13 protein-coding genes are annotated in these 20,007 nt (G+C 70.2%); 12 read left to right on the forward strand and 1 reads right to left on the reverse strand.

What is annotated here, in order from left to right:
• Positions 1-182: 182 nt before the first annotated feature.
• Positions 183-980: a TIGR03084 family metal-binding protein gene (locus ABZ823_RS08240; protein ID WP_361655393.1), complete on the forward strand. Its 798-nt coding sequence runs from the start codon at positions 183-185 to the stop codon at positions 978-980.
• A gap of 442 nt (positions 981-1,422) precedes the next feature.
• Positions 1,423-1,764: a hypothetical protein gene (locus tag ABZ823_RS08245; RefSeq protein ID WP_361655396.1), complete on the forward strand. Its 342-nt coding sequence runs from the start codon at positions 1,423-1,425 to the stop codon at positions 1,762-1,764.
• A gap of 373 nt (positions 1,765-2,137) precedes the next feature.
• On the opposite strand, the gene ABZ823_RS08250 is transcribed toward ABZ823_RS08245, so the two are convergent.
• A complete protein-coding gene (locus ABZ823_RS08250) occupies positions 2,138-3,496 on the reverse strand; it encodes a carotenoid oxygenase family protein (RefSeq protein WP_361655398.1) in 1,359 nt (452 codons plus the stop codon).
• Positions 3,497-3,606: 110 nt separating this feature from the next.
• Between ABZ823_RS08250 and ABZ823_RS08255 the strand changes: the two genes are divergently transcribed.
• The 10 genes from ABZ823_RS08255 (at position 3,607) to ABZ823_RS08300 (ending at position 20,006) form a co-directional block, all read left to right on the forward strand.
• Positions 3,607-4,218, forward strand: a complete 612-nt coding sequence (locus tag ABZ823_RS08255) for a TetR/AcrR family transcriptional regulator (RefSeq protein ID WP_361655400.1) — start codon at positions 3,607-3,609, stop codon at positions 4,216-4,218.
• Between the two features lie 532 nt (positions 4,219-4,750).
• Entirely contained in the window at positions 4,751-6,706 is a 1,956-nt protein-coding gene (locus ABZ823_RS08260; protein ID WP_361655403.1) for a CRTAC1 family protein, read from the forward strand.
• Positions 6,703-7,698, forward strand: a complete 996-nt coding sequence (locus tag ABZ823_RS08265; RefSeq protein ID WP_361655406.1) for an enediyne biosynthesis protein — start codon at positions 6,703-6,705, stop codon at positions 7,696-7,698. Before ABZ823_RS08260 ends, ABZ823_RS08265 begins: the two co-directional genes overlap by 4 nt.
• Positions 7,695-13,586 carry a type I polyketide synthase gene (locus ABZ823_RS08270; protein WP_361655409.1) on the forward strand — a complete coding sequence of 1,964 codons (5,892 nt, stop codon included), beginning with the start codon at positions 7,695-7,697 and terminating at the stop codon, positions 13,584-13,586. The genes ABZ823_RS08265 and ABZ823_RS08270 overlap by 4 nt, the downstream gene beginning before the upstream one ends.
• Before the next feature lie 2 nt (positions 13,587-13,588).
• A complete protein-coding gene (locus ABZ823_RS08275) occupies positions 13,589-14,062 on the forward strand; it encodes an acyl-CoA thioesterase (protein ID WP_361655412.1) in 474 nt (157 codons plus the stop codon).
• A complete protein-coding gene (locus tag ABZ823_RS08280) occupies positions 14,059-14,610 on the forward strand; it encodes a flavin reductase family protein (RefSeq protein ID WP_361655415.1) in 552 nt (183 codons plus the stop codon). Before ABZ823_RS08275 ends, ABZ823_RS08280 begins: the two co-directional genes overlap by 4 nt.
• 496 nt (positions 14,611-15,106) lie before the next feature.
• On the forward strand, positions 15,107-16,105 hold the full coding sequence (locus tag ABZ823_RS08285; protein ID WP_361655418.1) for a DUF1702 family protein: 999 nt from the start codon (positions 15,107-15,109) through the stop codon (positions 16,103-16,105).
• 2 nt (positions 16,106-16,107) lie between these two features.
• Positions 16,108-17,082, forward strand: a complete 975-nt coding sequence (locus tag ABZ823_RS08290; RefSeq protein ID WP_361655421.1) for a DUF1702 family protein — start codon at positions 16,108-16,110, stop codon at positions 17,080-17,082.
• A gap of 3 nt (positions 17,083-17,085) precedes the next feature.
• On the forward strand, positions 17,086-18,459 hold the full coding sequence (locus tag ABZ823_RS08295; protein ID WP_361655424.1) for a cytochrome P450: 1,374 nt from the start codon (positions 17,086-17,088) through the stop codon (positions 18,457-18,459).
• A 575-nt stretch (positions 18,460-19,034) separates the two neighbouring features.
• Complete coding sequence (locus ABZ823_RS08300) at positions 19,035-20,006, forward strand: hypothetical protein (protein ID WP_361655427.1); 972 nt, start codon at positions 19,035-19,037, stop codon at positions 20,004-20,006.
• The last annotated feature ends 1 nt before the right edge of the window (position 20,007 follow it).

Below are 20,007 nucleotides of genomic sequence, written 5' to 3' on the forward strand. Positions count from 1 at the left end.
GGACGATTCTGGGTGGGTGCGGTGGTCCGCGCATCTTCGTGACTGCCGGTCGGGCTCCGCACCGACGTGGGGATCCCGACCGGGCAACGGACGAGAAGACAAGTGCCGGGTCCGGCAACAGACTCGTTTCGCCGCTGTGATCGGCGTGCGCAGGAAACCCCGTTTTCCCGGAAGGACCGCCCATGACGAAGACCCTTGACGTATATGCGGATCTGGTGGCCGAGGGCGAGGAGATCGACGCGCTGCTCGACGGCCTGGACGAACAGCAGTGGCAGTTGCCCACGCCCGCCCCGGGTTGGACCGTGGCGCACCAGGTCGCTCACCTCGCTTTCGTCTGCCATCTCGCCGCCACTTCCGCGCGCGACCCGCAGCGCTTCGCGGAGTACGCGGCGCAGGCCAGGAACGGCTTCCAGGCGGCGGTGGACGCGGCGCTCGCCCAGTTCCTCGCCGCGGGTCCCCAGGCGGCGAGAGCACGCTGGCGTGAGGAGCTGGCCGCCTCAGTGGCAGGGCTCGCGGCGGCCGACCAGAAGGGCACGGTGCCTTGGCTGGTCAACCCCCTGCCGCCGTCGGTGCTGGCCGCGGCCGGCATGATGGAGGTTTTCGCACACGGCCAGGACATCGCGGACGCGCTGGGCGTACGCCGGGAGTACACCGACCGGGTCGGACACCTGGCCTGGTTCGGCGTGCACACCCGGGACTTCGGCTACCAGGCGCATGGACTGGTCCCGCCGAGCGAGGAGTTCCGCTTCGAGTTGACCGCCCCCTCCGGCGCGACCACCTGGACCTTCGGGCCGGAGGAAGCCGTCGACCGGGTCACAGGACCGGCCGCCGACTTCGCGCTGCTGGTTTCCCGCCGCCGCCACCACGCTGACCTCGCGGTGCGGGCCGAGGGGACCAGGGCCGAGCAGTGGCTGGGCATCGCCCAGGCCTACCGGGGACCAGGCGGAGCCGGGCGGACGCCGGGTCAGTTCGCGCCGTAACCGGCAGGCGGCCGCCCTCGTCCAGGGGCCGGGGATCGGATCGGCACCCGCGTCGATCACCAGCAGCAGCGGGGCGGAGGCCTGCAGGGCGGCGTCGCGCGACATCGGGTCCTCTTCTGAGGTGGGGTGGGGCCGCCTGTCCCGCGGCGGCCCCGGCCTGTCATCCCTACGACGAAGGGGACGCGGCCGGAATCGACAGGGCGACCGATGGAATGCGGGGAGAAATCCGCCGTCCCGGTTCGGCGAGCGGTTACGCGAACCGCCACTGAACGGCGTGGTGCCCATGCCTGGCTCGGCGGCAGCTCCGCATGTCCGCGCACTGGCGGTGCCACCGTGTCTTTTTGTCGAACATCCGAATTCCGTGCGGGAGTGGGCAGCTGCGTCCGCGAGCTTGGTCATGCTGTGCCGATGAGTTCCGGCCCGCTCGGACGTCTGACGCGGTATGGAAACCGTGACGTTCGCCCTGCGTTCGCTCCCGTCTGGGTCGGGGGCGTTCCTTGCCGACCAACTGGCCGCGCTGCTGACCGCCCGGCCGGACGCCGCGGTCGTCGTCTGTGACGTGTCCGCCGTTGCTCAGCCGCGCGCGGCCGATCTTGACCACCTTGCCCGGTTGAAGCTGACCACCCGGCGCGCCGGCCGGGATTTCGTTCTCCGGGGCGTGGGGACGCGGTTGCGGCTGCTGCTGGCACTCACCGGGTTCGGCGAGGTGCTCGACGCAGAGCCCGGTGGTCCGTCGGCCCCCGATGCTGATGACGGCGGCCGGCCGGCCGGGAAGCCCTCGTAGTGGGACCGGCCGCTTCAACCGGTGGTGGCCGCCGCGCCGGCCTGTCGTCGCGATATGTGCCCGGCCGGCGCCGCACCCGTTGCAGCACGTCCTTGCACCGGGCGAACGGCAGCATGGGACGGGCCGGGAGGACGGCCGCGGGGAGCGTGCGGCCCGTGACCTCGCGGACCGCGTCCGGACGTGACTCCTCGTCAGGAAGTGGTACGAGCCGAAATGCCGTCCCTCCGGACCCTGCCGAGGTGGTGAGGAGCCGGGCGTGGAGTTCGGCTGTGCGCGGGCGGGTAGCTCATCAGCTCCTCGGCGACCGCGCCGTAGTGCCAGCACCACTTCGGCGTTCTGGCGGAGGCCAGTGGACAAGGGGCGTGACGCGCCGTCAGCCGGCCGCCGTCCACTGTGCGTGGAGGCCGTGCGGGATGCGCACCGGCAGGCGGACGGCCGCGACCGGCGGCCCGGTGAAGTCCGCGGTGTCGATGACGACGAGTTCGCTGCGGTCGGTGGCGGTGTCGTGGACGACAGCGAGCAGCCAGCCGTCCGCCTCGGGGGCGTCGGCGGCGCGCGGCACGAAGACCGCTTCGCCACCTTCGCGTCCCGCGCCGAAGTCGTGCCTGTCGACACGGCCGGTGACGAGGTCATGGCGCAGCAGTGCGGGTCCGGCGAGTGCGGCGCCCTGACCGGGGCGCAGACCCACCGTGAAGGCATAGCGGTACGGGGCGCCCGTGTACCGGTCGTCGATACGAGGGAACTCCTGTACCTGGTGGGACAGTTGGGCTTCGGTCACGGTGCCGCTGGCCCGGTCCACGGTCCAGCGCCACAGGGTGGGCGAGGACTCGCTGGGATGCAGGGGGTCGCGATCGAAAGCGCGCTCGTGGCGAATGACGTCGACGATGATGTGGCGGCCCCGTCCGTAGGCGTTGACGGGATGGAAGACGAAGCAGGGTGCGATGTCCATCCACCGCACGTCGGCGTCCCCGCCCTCCCGGGGGAGCACGCCGAGGCGGGCGCCGTGGCCGTCGTTCCACGCGTAGGGGACGCGTGAGCCCGCGGCCGCCGCCCGGGCGCTGTAGGTGACCGGCAGGTCGTAGATGATCGCGTCACGGTCCGTCAGCGAGAAGGCGTGCATCATCGGGGTGTCCTTCACCGTGATGTTCTCGCATCGTCGCACCCGGCCGGACGCGTCCAGCGTCAGGTGGTCGACGCCGGGGCGGCCCGGCTCGTACGCCACCGCGTGCATCTCCTGGGTGAGCGGATCCAGGACGGGGTGGGCGCTGAAGCCGCGGGGCAGGGTGCCGTCGAAGTCGACCCGGTCGAGCGTCTCGAGCCGGTCACCGAGCCGTGTCGGCAGTGCCCCGCCGTCGCCGAGCGCATACGTGTGCCCGGCGTGCCGGACGATGGCGCAGTTGGTGTTGTCCGACAGGCCGTGGCGCGGTCCGGGCGTGGGGAGTTCACCGAGGGCACGTGCCACCCGGTCCGTGCGCACCCAGCGGTTGCGGTACCACTCGGCCCGGCCGTCGCACAGCCGCAGGCCGTGCACCATCGCGTCGCCGGCGAAGGAGTGGTCGTGGGCCGGGTCGTGGCCGCCCAGCGTATTGGGGCCGATCCGCAGGAAGGTGCCGTCGAGCTCGGTGGGCAGCTTTCCGCGCACCGTCGGGAAGGGAAGGGTCACCTCCTCGGTAACCGGCTGGTAACCGCTGCTCAGCAGATGTGACGTGCTGTTCTGATGATGAGTGGGCATCGCTGTCCATCCTCATGAAATCACTGTTACGTAACATCGTTACGCCAGAGTCGCACCGGCGTGAGAGGATGTCAACGGTGAGCCCACGGTCAGCGAATCCAACTCTTGGCGTGCAACTCCTCGAGGCTGCGGCACAGTTGCTCGCGGAAGAGGGCCCCGCCGCGCTCTCGACACGTCGCCTGGCCGCGGCGGTGGGTACCTCCACGACGGCGGTGTACACGCACTTCGGGGGGAAGAACGACCTGGTCAGAGCCATGGTTCAGGAGGGTTTCCGACTGCTTGACCAGCGCCTGAGGGACGTGGGGGAGTCGCCGGACCCGGTCGCGGACATCTGCGCCCTCGGAGCGGCATACCGGCGCAACGCGCTGGAGCACCGCCACCTCTACGGCGTGATGTTCGGCGGTGCCGGCCTGGGAGGCTTCTCGCTGACCGAGGAGGACCGTCAGCATGGCCGCTACACACTGAACGTCCTGGTGCGGGCGGTGGAACGCGGCATGGAGATGGGCAGGCTGGACACCGGTGACACGTTCCTCGTGGCCCATCAGATGTGGGTCGCGCTGCACGGTCTCGTCACCCTCGAACTCGGGGGGTACCTGATCGAGCCCTACGACGCGGATGTCTGTTTCGAAGCCCAGGTGACCGGTCTCCTCGTGAGCGTCGGCGCGGACCGGGACGCGGTGACCGCCGCGCTGAGGGCGAGCCGCGGCGGTACGGACCGTTGAGCGGCCCGCCGCGGCCGACCCGGCGTGCGACGTGAAGCCGCCGGCGCCCGTTCCGAGGGGGGAATGACGGCGGCAGTGCCGCCATGCGCGCAAGACCCTCGTCGCCGACGGGGCGCCGGACGCCTGTCCGGTGAACCGCGCCCGTGCTGATCCATCAGGGATGGCGGGACGTTCCCGCTGCCGCATCAGGCCACTGTTGTCCGGCCGAGCCGGGCCGGCCCGCGGCATGCACCAGGGCCGTGGAGTGTGCCGCGTGCCGTAGATCCTGCATCAGCGTGGCCGCGTCGGTCGGGTGACGCGGCGTCACGGCTTCCCGGCGGTGAGCCTCCTTCGAGAGTGCTGTCTTCCGCCGAAAATCAGCAGTCCGCTGAGGTGTCGCCCGTGTGAGGCAATGTCGGAGAGGCAGTGTGAGCTGCCGTCGCTCATTCTCGGAACGCGAACCCACGCCGAACATCCGTCCAGTTCTTTGTGGCAACTGAGGGGGAGTGCGATGAATCAACACGAGCGATTTCGCAGAATGACGCCAGGTGTGGTGACGGTACTGGTGGCCGCGTCCCTGTTCTTCGCGGTCCGCACCTCCGTCGCCGTGGCCGGCGGTGATGACGCCGCGGCGAAGTACAAGTTCCAGGAAATGCCCATCGCGCTGCCACCCGGCTACAACTCGCAGCACATGAACACGGTTCGCAAGGTGAATCCGGCCTATCAGAAGATACGCTCCTGGATCTCCTCGGTCGGTGCCGGGATAGCCGTCAACGACCTGGTCGGCCACGGGAAGGCCGACGGGATGTGCATCGTCGACACCCGTACCGACAAGGTCGTCGTGACGTACACCCCGACCGCAGCGAAGGACGACCGGTTCACTCCGTTCGTCCTCGACGCGGCCCCGCTTCCGATGGACCACGCCATGGCGCCCACCGGCTGCGCACCGGGGGACTTCAACGGTGACGGCAGGATGGACCTGCTGGTCTCCTACTGGGGACGCACGCCCGTCGTGTTCATGGCCAAGGACAGCGCCACCACCCTCTCACCGGACGCGTACGTGCCGCGCGAGGTCGTGCCGTCGGAGAGCTCCGACGGCGCGTACCACGGCCCCCGCTGGAACACCGACGCGGTGTACGTCGGCGACCTGGACGGCAGCGGACACCCGTCGGTCGTGGTGGGGAACTACTTCCGGGACTCGGATGTGCTCGACCCGAAGGGTCTCGACAACGTGGGCATGAACGACTCGCTGTCCAACTCGAAAAACGCCGGCGGCGACCATGTCCTGCGCTGGACCGGCGCGAGAGTCGGCGACGAGCCCACCGTCTCCTTCGTGGAGGAGAAGGGAGCCATCCCCTACCACGCGTCCACCGGCTGGACGCTCGCGATCTCCGGAGCCGACCTGACCGGAGACGACCTGCCCGAGATGTACATCGCCGACGACTTCGGCCACGACCACCTGCTCTACAACCGGTCGACCCCCGGGCACATCGAGTACACCGAGGCCACCGGGAAGCGCACGCCGACCACGCCCAAGTCCTTCGTGCTCGGCAAGGGCTCCTTCAAGGGCATGGGAGTCGACTTCGCCGACGTCGACCACAACGGCCGCTTCGACATGATGGTCAGCAACATCACCGTCGACTGGGGCCTGGAGGAGAGCAACTTCCTCTGGATGAACAAGGCCAAGAACGAGGCCGACATGGCCCGCAAGCTGGCCGCCGGCGAGGCGCCGTTCACACAGGAGGCACAGCAGCACGGTGTCGCCTGGACCGGCTGGGGCTGGGACACCAAGATGGCCGACTTCCTCAACAACGGGGAGGTGTCGATCCTGCAGGCCACCGGCTTCGTGAAGGGCAAGATCGACCGCTGGCCCTGGCTGCAGGAGATGGCCATGACCAACGACGACCTGCTGTCCAACCCGGCCATGTGGCCCCACGTCCAGCCCGGTGACGACATCGCCGGCGACGACATACTGGGCTTCTACGCGAGGACCGAGAGCGGAAAGTACGCCAACGTCTCCAAGCAGCTGGGGCTGGACGTGAAGATCCCCAGCCGGGCGCTCGCCACCGGGGACACCACCGGGACCGGCACCCTCGACTTCGCCGTCGCGCGACAGTGGGGTCCGCCGGCCTTCTACGCCAACCAGGCCGCCGACAAGGGCCAGTACCTCGGCCTGCGCCTGTACCGGCCCGCCGCCGGCTCCGGCCAGGACGCGGGCAAGGGCAAGGGCAAGGGCATCGCGAACATCGGCGCGCCCGCCTACGGCGCCACCGTCAAGGTCACGACGCCCGCCGGCACCCAGGTCTCCCAGCTCGACGGCGGCGGCGGCCACAGCGGTTTCCGCAGCTTCGACGTGCACTTCGGACTCGACTCGTACCACGGGCCGGCGACCGTGGAACTGTCGTGGCGGGACGCGGACGGCGGAAGGCACCGCACGACCCAGAAGCTCACCCCCGGCACCCACACGTTCATGCTGACCGACACCGCGCAGGAGGTTGCCAACCGATGACCGCCGTTGCCTCTTCACCAGCCGGATCCCCGCCGGCGGCCAAACGCGACCCCCGCTACCTCGCTCTGCGCAACTTCGCCATCTCGATGAGCGTGTTCAACATTCTCGGGTACACCGTGCTCGGCTTCGAGCAGCCATGGCTGTGGCCCATCATCGCGGTTGTCACCGGCTACACGACCGAGATCCTCCTCGAGCTGCTGAGTGCCTGGGCCCAGCGTCGTTCACCGCGCTTCCGGGGCAGGGGATTCCGCGGCGTCTACGAGTTCCTCCTGCCCTCCCACATCACGGCACTGGCCGCGAACATGCTGCTGTACGCGAACAACCAGATCCTGCCGGTGCTCTTCGGGGTGTTCGTGGGTGTCGCGGGCAAGCACGCGCTGCAGGCCCCCGTCGCGGGCCGCATGCGGCACTACATGAACCCGTCCAACTTCGGGATCACCCTCACGCTGGTCTGCTTCGGATCATGGGTGAGCATCTCTCCGCCCTACCAGTTCACCGAGAACGCCAACACCTTCTTCCGAGTGGCGATCCCGCTGATCATCGCCACCGCCGGAACGATCATCAACACGGCGCTCACGAAGCGGACCGCACTGATCGTCGGCTGGCTCGGCGGCTTCGTGATCCAGGCCCTGATCCGGCACTGGTTCTGGGACGTGGCCCTGGCGTCCGCGCTCGGACCGATGAGCGGCGTGGCCTTCGTCCTGTTCACCAACTACATGATCACTGACCCGGGCACCACCCCCACCAAGGGGCGCAACCAGTTCGTCTTCGGGTCCTCGGTCGCCGTCGTCTACGGCATCATGATGCTCTTCAACGTCGTCTACACCCTCTTCTTCGCCACCACCGCGGTCTGCGCTCTGCGCGGCATCGGCTGGTGGGTCGCCCATCTCGTCCAGCGCCGGAACGCCTCGGGGACCTCCGGGGGCGACCACGCCGTGGGTCCGAGTACGGCGCTCGGCGACAAGACCACGACCGAGGCGGTGGCCGCATGACGTCCTCCTCCCGACCCAACCCCGCCAGAATCGCCGTCGTCGGCATGGCCTGCCGTTACCCCGACGCGGACACCCACGAGCAGCTGTGGCAGAACGTCCTGGCCGGCCGACGGGCCTTCCGCCGGCTGCCGGACGAGCGGATGCGCGCCGAGGACTACTACTCGCCCGACCCCGCGGCTCCGGACCGCTTCTACTCCAGCAAGGCCGCCGTCCTCGACGGCTTCGAGTTCGACCGGGTCAAGTACCGGGTAGCGGGCAGTACCTTCCGCGCCACCGACATGACGCACTGGCTCGCGCTCGACACCGCCGCCCAGGCCCTCGAGGACGCCGGCTTCCCCTTCGGGGAGGGCCTCGGCGACCTCAACACCGGGGTCATCATCGGCAACACCCTCACCGGCGAGTTCAGCCGGGCCAACCTGATGCGGCTGCGCTGGCCCTATGTGCGCCGCACCGTCGGAGCGGCGCTGCGCGAGCAGGGCTGGGACGACGCCACCCTGGCCGTGTTCCTCGAAAAACTCGAGGAGCGCTACAAGAGTCCCTTCCCGCCGATCGGCGAGGACACCCTGGCCGGCGGTCTCGCCAACACCATCGCCGGACGGATCTGCAACCACTTCGACCTCAAGGGCGGTGGGTTCACCGTCGACGGGGCCTGCTCCTCGTCGCTGCTCTCCGTCGCCACCGCATGCGACGCCCTGGCCGACGGACGGCTCGACGTCGCCGTCGTCGGCGGTGTGGACCTCAGCATCGACCCCTTCGAAGTGATCGGCTTCGCCAAGACGGGTGCTCTCGCCACCGGTGAGATGCGCGTCTACGACCGTGGTTCCAACGGCTTCTGGCCCGGTGAGGGCTGCGGCATCCTCGTGCTCATGCGCGACCAGGACGCTGTCGCGCAGCGCAGGTTCCGGTACGCGAGCATCGCCGGCTGGGGCTACTCCTCCGACGGCCGCGGCGGGATCACCCGGCCCGAGGCCGGCGGACACCGCCTCGCCCTGCAGCGCGCCTACGCCGCCGCCGGGTTCGGCATCGAAACGGTGGGCTACTTCGAAGGTCACGGCACTGGCACCGCCGTGGGTGACGCCACCGAGCTGCGCGCCTTCTCGGAATCGCGCCGGGCCGCCGACCCGGACGCGGCGCCCGCCGCCATCAGCACGGTGAAGGGCAACTTCGGGCACACCAAGGCGGCGGCAGGGGTCGCCGGGCTCATCAAGGCCGTCCTCGCCGTACGCCACCAGGTCATTCCGCCCGCGACCAGTCACGTGGACCCGCATCCCGAACTCACCGGCGACCGGCCGGCCCTGCGCGTCCCCAGCGAGCCGGAGCTGTGGCCCAAGGACGCCCCCATCCGCGCGGGCGTCTCCTCCATGGGTTTCGGCGGTATCAACGCGCACATCGTGGTCGAACACGCCGACGGAGTGCGCAAGGAGGCCGTCGGCCGGGTCACCCGACAGCTCGTACGGTCCCGGCAGGACGCGGAGCTGCTGATGCTCGACGCCGAGACGATGGCCGAGCTGCGCGGCAAGGTCACCCGCCTGGCCGCCTTCGTCCCGAGACTGTCCTTCGCGGAACTCGGCGACCTGGCCGCCACGCTGCAGAGCGAACTCGACGGCCGGCCGATCCGGGCCGCCGTCGTCGCGGCCACCCCGGAACAGGCGGAGCAGCGCTTCACCAAGCTGCTCACGCTGCTGGACGGCGGGGCACGGTCGGCGCTCGACATCGCGGGAGGGGTGTTCCTGGGCAGCGCGACGCCGCAAGCCCGCATCGGGTTCCTCTTCCCCGGCCAGGGCGCCGGCCGACGGGGCGACGGCGGTGCGATACGCCGGCGCTTCGCCTCGGTCGACGAGCTGTACCGCGCGCACCCGCTGCCCACCGACGGCGACCTGGTGGACACCGCGGTGGCGCAGCCGCGCATCGTCACCTCCTCCCTCGCCGCCCTGCGGGTGCTTTCCACCCTGGGTATCGAGGCGGTGGCCGCGGCCGGACACAGCCTCGGCGAAGTCACCGCCCTGCACTGGGCCGGAGCGACGGACGAGGCCTCGGTGCTGCGGATCGCCGCGGAGCGCGGCCGGCTCATGGCGGAGGCGAGCGAGGGCGGCGGAGGCATGGCGGGCATCGCCGCTCCTGCCGCCGACGTCGAACCGCTGCTGGCCGGGGAACCGGTCGTGGTCGCCGGCTACAACGGTCCCCGGCAGACCGTGATCTCCGGGCCGGCGGACGCCGTCCAGCGAGTCTGCGCCGCAGCCTCCGCCCAGGGCCTGGGCACGGCGCTGATCAACGTCTCGCACGCCTTCCACTCCGAGGCCGTCGCCCCCGCGGCCGAAGCCTTCGGGGCCTACCTGGGGACACAGGAGTTCACCCCGCCGGCCCGTCGCGTGATCTCCACGGTGACGGCGGGCGAGGTCACGGCCGACACCGATGTGCCGGAGCTGCTGACCCGGCAGGTGCTGGAGCCGGTGCGTTTCGCCGAGGCGGTCCAGGCCCTGTCCACTGAGGTGGACCTGCTGCTCGAGGTCGGCCCGGGGAAGATCCTGCAGGGCCTGGTCGCGGACATCGCCCCCGGCGTGCCCGTCGTCTCGCTCGACGCGGACAGCACTTCTCTGTCCGGCCTGCTGACTGCGACCGCGGCCGCCTACACCCTCGGCGCGGGCCTGCGGCACGCCGCGCTGTTCGAGGACCGGTTCACCCGGCCGTTGCCCCTGGACAAGGAGTTCCACTTCTTCGCCAGCCCGTGCGAGTCGACTCCCGAAGTCGATCTGTCCTTCGCCGACGTGCGCTTGGACGCACCGCCCGTCTCCGCTCCGGCGAACGAGGCGCCGGAAGCCGCCGCGGCCGGGGACGGCGACAGCCTCTCGGTGCTCCTGCGCCTGGCCGCGGAGCGTGCCGAACTGCCCCTGGAGGCGGTCAACCCACACAGCAACCCACTCGACGAGCTGCATCTGAGCTCCATCACCGTGGCTCAGATCATGAACCGCGCTGCCCAGGAACGCGGCATCACCGCACCGATGGTGACCACGGCGTTCGCCACCTCCACGCTGGCCGAGCTCGCGGAACTGCTGGACGGGCTGGACGAGACGGCCCATGACGACGCGGCACAGCCCCAGGTGCCCCTGGGTGTGGCCCCCTGGGTACGGGCCTTCGCCGTCGACCTGGTGCCGGCGGAGCCGGGCCCCGCGGCCGTACCCGAGTCCGCCGGCGACGGCGACTGGGAGCTGTTCGCACCCGAAGGGCACCCGCTCGCGCCCGCGCTCCACGAGGCGCTGCGCATCGGGGGGCTCGGCGGCGGCGTGCTGCTGTGCCTGCCCAGGGACTGCGACGAGAACCACACGGCGCTCATGATCGCCGCAGCCCGTGCCGCACTGTCCCGCACCGACGCCACCCGCTTCGTCGCGGTCGGTGACCGGCGGGGTGCGGCGGGGCTGGCCAAGACCCTGCACCTGGAGGCACCGGGCATCGCGACCACGGTGGTCACCTTGCCACTGCCGAACAGGATGCCGGCGGAACGCGCACGGGAACTGAGCGCCCGCATCGTCACCGACGTCTCGGCGACCAGTGGGTTCAGCGAGGTCCACTATGGGGCGGACGACCGCCGCACCGTACCCGTGCTGCGCGCGCTGCCGCTCGCTACCCCGGCTGGTGAGCATGGCGCGACCCCCGGGACGGCGCAGGTGCTCGACACCGAGGACGTCCTGCTGGTCACCGGCGGCGGCAAGGGCATCACTGCCGAATGCGCCCTCGCCCTCGCCGCGGGTACCGGAGCCGGTGTCGGCCTGCTCGGCCGGTCGGACCCGGCCACCGATCCCGAACTGCGGGCGAACCTCGACCGTATGACCGCGGCGGGTGTCAACTTCCGCTACGTCAGCACCGATGTCACGTCCGCCGACGAGGTCAAGGCGGCGGTCGACGAGATCCGCCATGCGCTCGGGCCGGTCACCGCCGTGCTTCACGGCGCGGGACGCAACGAACCGCACGCACTCACCAACCTGGACGAGGCGTCGTTCCGCCGCACCCTCGCCACGAAGATCACCGGCCTGGAGAACGTGCTCACCGCGGTTGATCCGGCCGCCCTGCGGCTCCTCGTCACCTTCGGCAGCATCATCGGCCGGGCCGGCCTGCGCGGCGAGGGCGACTACGCCACCGCCAACGACTGGCTCACCGACCTGACCCAGCGGGTTCAGGACGACTACCCCGACTGCCGGTGCATTGCTCTGGAGTGGTCCGTGTGGTCCGGGTCCGGCATGGGCGAGCGGCTCGGCGTGCTGGAGTCGCTGGTCCGGGAGGGGATCGAGCCGATCCCCACCGAGGAGGGCGTGGCCCTGCTCAAGCAGTTGCTCGCCGAGCCGCAGACGCCGTCCGGCGTGGTCGTGATGGGACGTGCCGGCGGCCTGCCGACGCTGACACTGGAGACCACCGACCTCCCGCTGCTGCGCTTCGTCGACCGCCCGCAAGCCCACTATCCGGGCGTCGAACTGGTCGTCGACTCCGACCTGAGCGCCTCGGGTGACCCCTATCTGGCTGACCACGAGCTCGACGGCGACCTGTTGTTCCCCGCGGTCCTCGGCATGGAGGCCATGGCCCAGGCGGCTACGGCGCTCACCGGGTTCGAGGGCGCACCCACGCTGGAGGACGTGGAGTTCCTGCGCCCGATCGTCATACCTCCGGACGGGCGGACCACCATCCGGGTCGCGGTGCTGGCCGAGAACGTCGGAGCCGTACGGGCCGTCATCCGCAGCAGCGAGACCGGCTTCCAGGCCGACCACTTCCGCGCCACGCTCCGCTACGACCGACCGGAGCCGAAGGACACCGGGCCCGCACCCGTCCGCGACGACGCGCCGCGGATCCCGCTGGACCCCGCACGCGACCTCTACGGACCGGTCCTCTTCCAAGGGCTGCGCTTCCAACGCCTCGCCGGCTACCGGCAACTGGCCGCCAGGGAGTGTGTCGCGGAGATCTCCGACGCGGCCACGCTCCCCTGGTTCGCGCGGCATCTGCCTGCCGAACTCGTACTTGCCGACCCGGGAACCCGGGACGCCCTGATGCACTCGATCCAGTGCTGCGTGCCGGACGCCACGCTGCTCCCGGTGAGCATCGAGCGCCTCCACCTGACCGACCCCACCGCCGCGCACGACAGGAAGCAGGTGACGCTGCACGCGCGGGAGCGCTCACGCACCGGCGACACCTACGTCTACGACCTCGACGTCCGCGACCAGTCGGGCATGCTGGTCGAACGCTGGGAGGGGCTGGTCCTGCAGGCGGTACGCAAGCAGGACGGAACCGGGCCCTGGCAGCCCGCTCTGCTCGGCCCGTACCTGGAGCGGCGCGCCGAGCGGCTCCTGCCCGAGGCCGTACGCTGCGTCGTGCGGCCCGATGACGAGGCACCCGCGGAAGGAGTGGCCGCACGCCGTAAGTGCACAGCCCAGGCAGCCAGTTGGGCTCTGGGTCGTCGAACGGTGGTGGCCTACCGTCCGGACGGCAGGCCCGAGATCGCGGGCGGGCCGCAACTCTCCGCCTCGCACGGCGCAGGGGTGACCTTCGTCGTGGCCGGCGAGGTGCCGGTCGCCTGCGACGTACAGCCGGCCGAGCCCCGCTCCCTCGAGGAATGGGAGGGGCTGCTGGGACCGGAGGGCACCGCCCTCGCCCGGCTGATCGCGAACGAACACGAGGAAGAGCTGTCCGTCGCGGCCACCAGGGTGTGGAGCGCGGTCGAGTGCCTGCGCAAGAACGGCCGCGCACTCGCCGCACTCACGGTCGACAGCACGCCCGGGGCGGAGAAGCACTGGGTGGTGCTGCGCTCGGGCGCGGCCCGGATCGCGACCTTCCCGACGCTCCTGGAAGGGGTCGGCGAGCCCGTTGTCTTCGCGCTCATGGCGCAGACCATGGAGAGGAACGACTGACGATGCAGCCGTACTACGAGTATCGCCATCTGGTCGGTTTCGAGGACACCAACCTGGTCGGCAACGTCTACTACGTCAACTACCTCCGCTGGCAGGGGCGGTGCCGCGAGATGTTCCTGCGGGACCACGCACCCGACGTGCTCGCGGACGTCCAGGGCGACCTGAAACTGTTCACCCTCAAGGTCGACTGCGAGTTCTTCGCGGAGATCACGGCGTTCGACGAGCTGTCGATCCGCATGCGCCTCGACGACCTGACGCAGACGCAGGTGGCCTTCAGCTTCGACTACGTCCGCCTGCGGCAGGACGGAACCGAGGACCTCGTGGCTCGGGGACAGCAACGGATCGCGTGCATGCGCGGCCCGAACAACGACACCCGTCCGGCCCGGGTGCCGGAAGCGCTGCGCACCGCGCTGGCGCCCTACGCGGCGCGGCACGGTGGACAACTCGTCGACACGACGACCGGGGCCACGGCATGACCACCGCAGACCCACTGACGCCACCTCACCGCCCCCTGCGCGTTGTCGACCTGCCGCGGCCGGATCACGCCCGCGGCGAACTGCGCGGCGTGCTGGGACGCTTCGCCACGGGGGTCACCGTCCTCAGCGCGGGCCGGGACATCCCCCGGGGCATGACCGCGAACTCCTTCACCTCCGTCTCGCTCGAACCACCGCTGATCCTTGTGTGCGTGGTGCGCACGGCAGCGGTCCACGACGTCATCCTGACGGAGGAGGCCTTCGCGGTCTCCGTCCTCTCAGGCCATCAGCAGGACGTCGCCAGGTACTTCGCGGACCGCAGCAGGCCACGAGGCCCGCGCGAGTTCGAGACGGTCGACACCACGCCCGGACGGCACACCGGAACTCCCGTCCTGGCCGACGCGCAGGCATGGCTGGAATGCAGTCTTGCGGCGGTTTACGACGGCGGCGACCACTCGATATTCCTGGGCTCGGTGCTCGACATCGGGCGCAAGGAGACCGACGACCCGCTGCTGTACTTCGGCGGCGGCTTCCACCGGCTCTCCGTCTGACGCTCATGGCAGGGACCGTTCCCTGCCGGTGGGACACGGCCGGGAGACGCTGCCGAGTGCGGCGCCGGCCTTCACCGCCCGGTTCGGGGCGGTGAAGGCCGGCGTTGCGTTCGAGCGGCCTGATGGTCGGCGAACACTCGGGCGACCGCGGCACTGCACGCCGGGTCTGGGAGTGGACCGCCGAGCAGATCCAACGACGAACCTCTGACCCAGGCCACCAGGCAGGCTCCGCCGGATCGCCGGGCATGTCGGGCAACGGGCACCGACCCGCCGCCCGTCGGGCCGCTCCAGGGCAGCGACGTCGGATCCGCCTGCACCGGGGCCAGGATGCCGACAGCGCCCACAGCCGTTGCGGGACTTCCGGGTCGGCGGCGACGGCGCACTCCGGAAGTGGCCGGCCCGCCGGGACGGTGGCGATGATGCCTGACAAAGGTGTCCGAGGCGGGATCGGCCCGGCCCGGACCGTCGAGACCGACAGCCAAGGGAGAGTTGCCAGATGGCCACCCCGCTCGGTTCGCTGCGCAGACTTCTGCTCGCCCCTTCGCTGCACTCGGTCAGCTTCGCCGGCCGGGAATTCCCGGTCGTACCGACTCCGGCCACGGCGCGGCTGGAGGCGATTCCTCAGTCGGTGGCCGTCGGCTTCGAATGGGGCATCGAGACCCGCGGGACCGCGGAGGTCGAACGGCGGCTGGCGATGGTCGAACCCGAGTTGCGAGGGTTCGCGTACGAGGGGGCGGTCATGGCGTTCACCGTGCGCGACGCGGTGCGCGGGCATCGGACCAGGGAGCTGATTCTCGGATCCGGCCGCCCGCACTTCTTCCTGGCCTACATCGGCATCGGCTTCGCCATGGCGCGGTTGCCTCGTCCGCTGTGGCACAAGGTATTGCCCGATCTCGGCGAGATCCCCTTCCACCCCACGATGAGCTGGCTGGCCGTCGACGGGTACGGCTTCGACCGCGCGTACTTCGACACGGCACGGTGGGTCGACGGGCAGTACCGGCCCGCCCCGTACCCGTGGGACGGGCATCCCGGGTACTTCCTGCGGGCCGTGGACCAGGGGATCGGACGCGCGCTGTGGTTCATCCACGGCGGCCGCGCCCCCGCCGTGGCCGCGGCCCTGGAGCGCTTCACCGAGGACCGGCGGGCCGACCTGTGGAGCGGCGTCGGTCTCGCTGCGACCTTCGCGGGCGGCGCGACGGCCACGGAGCTCGCAGGGCTGCGGGACACGGCCGCCCGGGCCGGCTACGCCGCGGACCTCGCGATCGGCGCGGTGTTCGCGATCAAGGCCAGGCACTACGCGCAGTTCGTGCCCGAGCACACGGTCACTGCCGCGTCCGAGCTGACCGGACTGGTCATTGACGAGGCCGTGGATCTGGCCGACCGCACCGAGGCCGAGCGCACCGGCACCGGCCCCGTGCCGCAGTACGAGCTGTGGCGCCGGAACATCCGCGCGCACTTCATGAGCGCGGTCCTCGCCCCTTCCCACGAGGAGTAGAGATGGCGAATCAGTTCGGCCGGCTCCGCAGCCGCCTGCTGACCCCGAGCATGAACGAGACGAAGCTGTCCACCCGCGGCTTCCACGAGAAGAGTCCCGAGGCACGCGAACGACTCGAAACGGTCGGTGAGTCCTTCCTGACCGGCTACGCCTACGCCGCCGCGGCCTCCTCGACCGCGGATGCCGAGGTGCGACTCGAGACCGTGCCGCCACAGTTCCGGGGGTTCGCCTACGAGGGCGCCGCCATGGGGATGGCGGTGCGCGACGGGCTGCCGATCGGCGGCAACCGGCACGTGGAGCACTTCCTGCGTGGCGAGGCCGGGAGACACAAGTACATGGTCTACGTGGGAGTGGGCTGGGCCATGGCCCGGGTGCCGCGGTTCCGCTGGTCCCGGATGTACACCGCCGACCCGTTGCTGCGCTGGCTCGTGCTCGACGGCTACGGCTTCCACCAGGCGTACTTTCGCACCGACAAGTACGTGCGCGGGCAGTATCAGGAGCCCGACTTCCCCTGGCCCGGCGCCCAGTGGTCCTGGTACGCCGACCGGGTCATCGACCAGGGGATCGGCCGTGCCATGTGGTTCGTCGGCGGGACGGACGTCGAGCGGGTCACTGCAATGATCGATTCGTTCTCCGAGGAACGGCACGCGGACCTGTACGCGGGGGTCGGACTGGCCGCCACGTACGCCGGGGGCGCCGGCAGGGCAGAACTGCAGCTCCTCCAGGAGCGGGCAGGGAAGCACCGGCACCGGCTCGCCCAGGGTTCCGCGTTCGCCGCCACCGCGCGCCTCGAGGCGGGGCTGGGCAACGAGCACACCGTGCTGGCCACCGAGGTACTGTGCGGCACCACTCCCGAGCAGGCCGTGCTCGTCTGCCAGGAGTCGCTGCCCGATCCCTGCGTGGACGACGGCATGCCGGCCTACGAGGTCTGGCGCTGCCGGATCGCCGAGCGGCTCGCCGCCGGTGCGGAGGACTGAGCAGTGACCGTCACCCAGGCCCGAGCGACCGGGAAACGGCGGCGGGTCCCGCCCGGACCCTCCCGATTCGCCACCTTCAAGCTGCTCAACATGCTGCTGCGCGACCGGCTCGCGCTGATGCGCACGGCCGCGGACGGCTACGGCGATGCCGTGCGGGTCGCGATCGGCCCCAAAACGCTCTACTTCTTCAACCATCCCGACTACGCCAAGTATGTGCTCACCGACAACCCGGGGAACTACCACAAGGGCATCGGCCTGCACCAGGCCCGCCGGGCGCTCGGCGACGGACTGCTGACCAGCGAGGGCGAGCTGTGGCGGGAACAGCGCAGGGTGATCCAGCCCGCCTTCCAGGCCAAGCGGATCGCGGCGCAGGCCTCGGTCGTGGCCGAGGAGGCGGCGCGGATGGTCGGTCGACTGCGCTCCAGAACCGGGGCCGGGCCGGTGGACATCACCGCGGAGATGACCGAGCTGACCCTGGGAGTGCTCGGGCGCACCCTGCTCGACGAGGACCTCAGCGGTCACGCCTCGATCGGCCGCGACTTCGAGGCCGTTCAGGACCAGGCGATGTTCGAGGTCGTCACCCTCGGGGCGGTCCCGCAGTTCCTGCCGCTGCCCCAGCAGTTCCGTTTCCGGGCCGCCCGAGCTCGGCTGCAGAAGGTGACCGAACAGCTCGCGGCGCACCGCGCGTTGCGCTCCGGCGGAGACACGGACGACGTGCTCTCCCGGCTGCTCGAATCCGTGCACGCCGAACAGGACCCGCGGGTGGCGCGGCGCAGATTGCGCGACGAGCTGGTCACCTTGCTGCTGGCCGGACACGAGACCACGGCCAGCACCCTGAGCTGGGCCTTCCATCTCATAGATCAGAATTCCGAGGTGGTCGAGCGGCTACGCGATGAGGCCCGGAGCGTGCTCGGCGACCGGCTGCCGGAGTTCGGAGACCTGCAACGGCTGACGTACACGACGATGGTGGTCGAGGAGACCATGCGGCTCTACCCGCCGGTGTGGATGCTCTCCCGGATCGCTCAGGGTCCTGATGTCATCGCTGGATACGACATCCCGGCCGGTGCCGACGTGGTGGTGTGTCCCTACACGTTGCACCGTCACCCCGCGTTCTGGGAGCGGCCCGAGCGCTTCGAGCCGGACCGCTTCGACCGGCAGCGGCGCGCGCAGCGTCCCCGCTACGCATACATTCCGTTCGGCGCCGGACCGCGCTTCTGTGTGGGAAACCATCTCGGAATGATGGAGGCGGTCTTCGTGATCGCGATGGTCATGCGCGAACTGCGCCTGGTGCTGCCGAAGGGCGCGTCCGTGGTGCCCGAGCCGATGCTCTCGCTCCGGGTGCGCGGCGGCCTGCGGATGTCCGTGCAGCGCGGCTGATGCCTCAGCGGGCCATGTCTGCCCGTCGCGGCCCGGTGGTCGCGGATGAAGTACGCCGCGCCGCCGAGGTCTTACCGGACGGGGCTTCGGCGGCTCGGTACCGCGGAGTACGTCGCGGCCCCGGCCAGGCAGACCAGCCCGGCCAGGGCGGCAGCCGGGGCCGGCCCGTCCAAGGACCGTGTCCCCGAACCGGGCGCGGTACGCGGGCAGCAGTCCGACCGCAGCCGTGCCGAACGCACCGGCGAGGTCGCGCAGCGCGCCCGCCGCCGGGAGCCCGCGCCGGGCAACGACTTCGCCGGCACGACCAGTGCGAGGATGCGGCCACGGCCTGTTGCTCACACACTCACGAATGGCAGGACAGCCACAGCGAGCCTGCCCACCAGCACCTCATCGCAAAATCGTATTGCGAGTACCAGCGACTGCTGTTACCGGCACCTACGTGTGTGGGAAGCAGCAGGTGAACTGAGCGTGCGCAAGGTTCCGCAAGGCAAGCTCGGAGTAGCTGCGCCGGGAGCCGTCCCCTCATAATCGGCGGTCGTGACATCCGGTACGCCAAGCCACAGGAGGCCATCTCCGTGAGTGAGACACCCACAGTTCTGGCACCTGCCATCAGTTCGCGCAAGACCTCCCTCTTCGTTCCCGACAGCTTCCCGCGAAGGCGGGGACTGATTGTATTGTTCAGCCTGATCGGCGGTCTCTTTCTCGCCTACGCCTGGTCCGCCAAGCTCGTGGACGACGAGATCGGATTCAACACCGCCGATACGATTCTCGGGCACGACGCAGCGGCCACGCCTATCGGCGGTATCGCCGCCGGTGTGGTCTTCGCGTTCGTCACCGGCCTGGCCGGGTCCTTCACGGCGTGCAACATCGCGGTCTTTGGGGCGGTGGGGCCGTTGATGGGGCAGAGCCAGTCGAGACGGGCCCGGTTCCTGCATACCGTCAAGCCGCTGGGCTGGATGGCCGTCGGCATGATTCCGGTAGCTGTCGTCTACGGAATGATAGTCGGCATGGTCGGCACGCACATGCCGCAGTTCTCGAACGCCGTGAATCCCGCCGGAGGTATCACTCCCAGGATCGTCCAGGCGATGGTCACTTTTGGCTGCATCGGGATCGTAATGATCGTCCTTGGATTGGCCGCCATGGGCCTGATCAAAGACCCGCTGGCCGCCATCTCCCGTCGATTCCGAAACGCGCCGCTGATCCTGATGGGTGCGCTGGTCGGCGCCTTTCTGATAGGGCGGCCCTATCCTCTGTTCCGCAATCTGTTCCGGCACGCCGCGACCACCCACAACCCGCTGTACGGCGCAATCGCCTTCTCTCTGCAGTCCATCGGCAACATACTCGTCATGTCATTGCTGTTCATCGCACTTTCTTACGGAGCTGGCAAACGCATACAGCGCTGGCTGACGAGCAAGCCAGGAAGGGGTGCCACGTTGACCGCCTCGGCGTTCCTGGTCACTGGCGTCTTCACCCTCGTCTACTGGACCGTGCGGATTCTCGGCAGGCTCGACTACATCTGGTTCCCGACGGCACCTTGGAACAACTGAC

It is taken from the genome of Streptomyces sp. NPDC047079 (assembly GCF_040643755.1).
Lineage (GTDB): Bacteria > Actinomycetota > Actinomycetes > Streptomycetales > Streptomycetaceae > Streptomyces.

Bases quoted from the DNA above. Each gene is read 5' to 3' on its own strand.
- ABZ823_RS08250 (WP_361655398.1), bottom strand. From the start codon at position 3,496: ATGCCCACTCATCATCAGAACAGCACGTCACATCTGCTGAGCAGCGGT.
- ABZ823_RS08275 (WP_361655412.1), top strand. From the start codon at position 13,589: ATGCAGCCGTACTACGAGTATCGCCATCTGGTCGGTTTCGAGGACACC.
- ABZ823_RS08240 (WP_361655393.1), top strand. From the start codon at position 183: ATGACGAAGACCCTTGACGTATATGCGGATCTGGTGGCCGAGGGCGAG.
- ABZ823_RS08245 (WP_361655396.1), top strand. From the start codon at position 1,423: ATGGAAACCGTGACGTTCGCCCTGCGTTCGCTCCCGTCTGGGTCGGGG.
- ABZ823_RS08290 (WP_361655421.1), top strand. From the start codon at position 16,108: ATGGCGAATCAGTTCGGCCGGCTCCGCAGCCGCCTGCTGACCCCGAGC.
- ABZ823_RS08270 (WP_361655409.1), top strand. From the start codon at position 7,695: ATGACGTCCTCCTCCCGACCCAACCCCGCCAGAATCGCCGTCGTCGGC.
- ABZ823_RS08280 (WP_361655415.1), top strand. From the start codon at position 14,059: ATGACCACCGCAGACCCACTGACGCCACCTCACCGCCCCCTGCGCGTT.
- ABZ823_RS08265 (WP_361655406.1), top strand. From the start codon at position 6,703: ATGACCGCCGTTGCCTCTTCACCAGCCGGATCCCCGCCGGCGGCCAAA.
- ABZ823_RS08285 (WP_361655418.1), top strand. From the start codon at position 15,107: ATGGCCACCCCGCTCGGTTCGCTGCGCAGACTTCTGCTCGCCCCTTCG.